The following is a 2,354-nucleotide window of genomic DNA, read 5'->3' on the forward strand; positions in this document are numbered from 1 at the left end:
GGCGGGGGACGCTGTCGTCGGCCGAGCGCAGCCGGCGGCGCTTCGAGCACCAGCTGCTCGCACTTGCAGCGCGCCGTCCCGATTTGGCGCTCGCCCACGCCGACGCGCTCGCCCAGACGCAGTGGCACGACCGCGCGAGTGCGGAGGTGGCCCAGAGCGTGCTCGACACGCTCGCCGACGATCCCGCGGCCCCGCCAGCCCGCATCGTCACCGATGCCGCGCGCCGGCTGCCCGCAGCGGCGAACCTGCTGACGGCCGGCGCGCCCGCGGGCGGCGCGAGCGACGAGCGCTTGGCGGCCTTCCTCGTGGAGGAGCTCTCCATCGGCGACGCGGAGGACGCCGTGGCCGCCCTGCGCGCGCAGCTGGCCGATCCCGCCCGTCTGCCCGCCGACGAGTACGAGATGCTGTTCGAGACGGTGGCTGCCATGCAGAAGGACCTCGCCCGCCGCCGCGCCGCCCACAAGCCGGCAGGGTAGGAGCGCCGCGGGCCGGCGGCGCGCATGCGCCTCGCGGCGCGCTTTCGACTGAGGCTTCGCGGCGCGCCCTCGTGCCCCCGCGGCCAAGAGAGAGCCTTCCCCAGTTCCGGTTTCGGGCGGTTTCGAGCTGGCGGCGTTCTGTGGAACTTTCCCTGCGGTCTGGACAAGGCGACCGCGATTGCGGACAATGGCCGACGGAACCTTTCCGCGTCGCGACCTGCGGCGCTTTACACTTCGACGGAAGGGCGTGCTGACCATGGTATCCATCGTGCGATCCCCGAATCCCATCCTCAACACGGTGTGCGAGCCGTGCGAGCTGGACGACAAGAGCCTGCGCAAGCTGGCGCGGCAGATGGCGAAGGCCATGTACAAAAACGACGGGTGCGGCCTGGCCGCCCCTCAGCTGGGCGTGACGAAGCGCCTCGTGGTGGTGGACTGCGACCAGGAGGACGGCGAGCAGAACCCGCTCGTGCTGGTGAACCCCGTGCTCGTGGAGACGCAGGGCGATCCGGTCGTGGAGGGCGAGGGGTGCCTGTCGTGCCCCGGCATCTCCGTGCCCATCGCCCGTCCTCCGTTCGCGCGCGTGCGCTACTTCGATCTGGACGGCGAGGAGTGGGAGATCGAAGGGGACGGGTTGCTCGGCCGCTGTCTGCAGCACGAGCTCGACCACCTCGACGGCGTCACGATGTTCGAGCGCTGCGACCCCCTCGCGCGCATCCAGGCGCTGCGCGACTACGAGCTGGCCTTGGCCGCGGGCGCGCGCCCCGGCGAGACTTCGGTGGAAGCGCGGGTGCGCTGACGATGCGCGTCGTGTTCATGGGCACGCCAAAGTTCGCGGCGGCCATCCTGGAGGATCTTGCGCAGCAGCACGAGGTGGTCGCCGTCTACACGCGCCCCGATGCCGTGCGCGGGCGCGGCAAGCGCCTCGAACCGTCCGCGGTGAAGGCGGCGGCGGAGCGCTTGGGGCTCTCCGTGCGCACGCCGCGCACGCTGCGCGACGAGGCCGTGCAGCGCGAGCTGGCGGCGCTCGCTCCTGACGTCGTCTGCGTGGCGGCCTACGGCGCCATCCTGCCGAAGGCCGTGCTCGACCTGCCCCGCCACGGATGCCTCAACGTGCACGCGTCGCTTCTGCCGCGCTGGCGCGGCGCCGCGCCCATCGAGCGCGCCATCTTGGCGGGCGACGAGGAGACGGGCGTGTGCGTCATGCGCATGGAGGAGGGTTTGGACACGGGCGCCTACTGCGTGTGCCGCACGACCTCGGTCGCTGGCAAGAGCGCGGTGGATCTGACCGAGGAGCTGGCCGATCTCGGGTCGCACGCCCTGCTCACGGCGCTTGTTCGGGTGGAGCGCGGTGTCGATGCGTGGACCGAGCAGGACGAGGGCCGGGCCACTTACGCAGAGAAGGTGGGCAAGGGCGAGCTCGACCTCTCGCCGGAAGCTCCTGCGGGCATCCTCGCGCGAAGGGTTCTCGCCTCGAGCGCCGCGCATCCTTCGCGCGCGGTCGTGGCGGGCCGGAGCCTCACGGTGCTGCGCGCTTCGGAGGCGGAGGGGGAGGCGCGCGCGCTTGCGGAGGGTCTTGCTTCCGGCGGGGTGCGCTTCGCCGGCAAGCGGCTTCTCCTCGGCGCGGCCGATGGGGCGCTCGAGGTGCTCTCCTGCAAGCCCGACGGAAAGCAGGCCATGGACGCCAAGGCGTTCGCGGCCGGCGTCCATGGCATCAAAGACGGAAACCTGACCTGGGAGGAACCACGTGTCTGAGAAGCGAAGCGACAACCGGCGTCCCCAAGACGGCCGCTCTGGCGGCCCGCGCGGTGGCAAGGGCAAGGGCGCCCCGCGCCGAGGTGGAGGGCGCGCGGACGCGTCCGGCGGCAAGGGCAAGGG

At 72.3% G+C, this 2,354-nt stretch carries 2 protein-coding genes and 1 pseudogene; all 3 read left to right on the forward strand.

Translation table 11 applies throughout. From position 1 onward, the window contains the following. A pseudogene (locus C2L80_RS13385) lies at positions 1 to 476 on the forward strand (DNA primase); the annotation flags it as partial. Between the two features lie 256 nt (positions 477 to 732). Continuing rightward, positions 733 to 1,275, forward strand: coding sequence for a peptide deformylase (gene def / locus C2L80_RS13390; protein ID WP_171900040.1), 543 nt, complete (start codon positions 733 to 735; stop codon positions 1,273 to 1,275). A gap of 2 nt (positions 1,276 to 1,277) precedes the next feature. Further along, positions 1,278 to 2,231, forward strand: a complete 954-nt coding sequence (fmt, locus tag C2L80_RS13395) for a methionyl-tRNA formyltransferase (RefSeq protein WP_087196218.1) — start codon at positions 1,278 to 1,280, stop codon at positions 2,229 to 2,231. The last annotated feature ends 123 nt before the right edge of the window (positions 2,232 to 2,354 follow it).

The sequence above is a fragment of the Rubneribacter badeniensis genome (assembly GCF_002899695.1).
GTDB classification, from domain to species: domain Bacteria; phylum Actinomycetota; class Coriobacteriia; order Coriobacteriales; family Eggerthellaceae; genus Rubneribacter; species Rubneribacter badeniensis.

Coding starts and splice junctions, on each gene's coding strand:
- def (WP_171900040.1), top strand. CDS start 733: ATGGTATCCATCGTGCGATCCCCGAATCCCATCCTCAACACGGTGTGC.
- fmt (WP_087196218.1), top strand. CDS start 1,278: ATGCGCGTCGTGTTCATGGGCACGCCAAAGTTCGCGGCGGCCATCCTG.